The sequence below is a fragment of the Actinocorallia libanotica genome (assembly GCF_039525175.1).
Classification (GTDB): Bacteria; Actinomycetota; Actinomycetes; order Streptosporangiales; family Streptosporangiaceae; genus Actinocorallia; species Actinocorallia libanotica.
Map to the genome: position 1 here is coordinate 1 of NZ_BAAAHH010000123.1, position 635 is coordinate 635.

Below are 635 nucleotides of genomic sequence, written 5' to 3' on the forward strand. Positions count from 1 at the left end.
TCGCGCAGGATGCCCCAGATGCGGGCGGCGGTCAGGTCGTGTGTCTTGCCCGGCATCGCCCCGGACGTCCACAGGATGCTGCCGTCAGGTGCGGCTATGACCTGCACGTTCATCCCATGGCACTGGTGTTTGACCGAGAAGTACGGGCGGTCGGCCGCCACGCGGTCGGTGCGGATCAAGGTGCCGTCCAGGATCAGATGCGTCAGCCCTTCCTTCGTGGCCTTGCGCAGCGCCGCAGTGAGCTTGGGCGAGCGGGCCGACAGCAGTGCCACGACCTCGTCGACATAGCGCCACGCGGTCGCCTCCGAGACTCCGAAACCGGCTGCGAGCTGGGCGAACGTCTCTCCTTTGCGTAGATGGACCAGCACCAGCAGTGCCTGTTGGGCCGGGTTCAAGCGCCGCCACCGCGACCGGATCGCCCGGCGGTGGCGGCGGACGATGGCGGCCACGTAGTTCAGCGTTGGGCGCGACAAATCGACCGCGGCGCGGTACAACAACATCCAGAAGCTCCTGGTGGGACAGGCCGATTGTGGTGATCAACCCGTCTACCAGGGGCTTCTCTGTGTCCGGGGGCGAATCCTCAACTCGCGATCATGCCGTGATCAAAGCCCTTCGCCGAGGATGAAAGAGGCTCA

1 protein-coding gene is annotated in these 635 nt (G+C 65.8%); it reads right to left on the reverse strand.

Annotated features, from left to right (window positions below):
* On the reverse strand, nt 1-500 hold a 500-nt coding region (locus tag ABD140_RS39965), incomplete at its 3' end, for a transposase family protein (RefSeq protein WP_344248295.1).
* Nucleotides 501-635 lie beyond the last annotated feature (135 nt).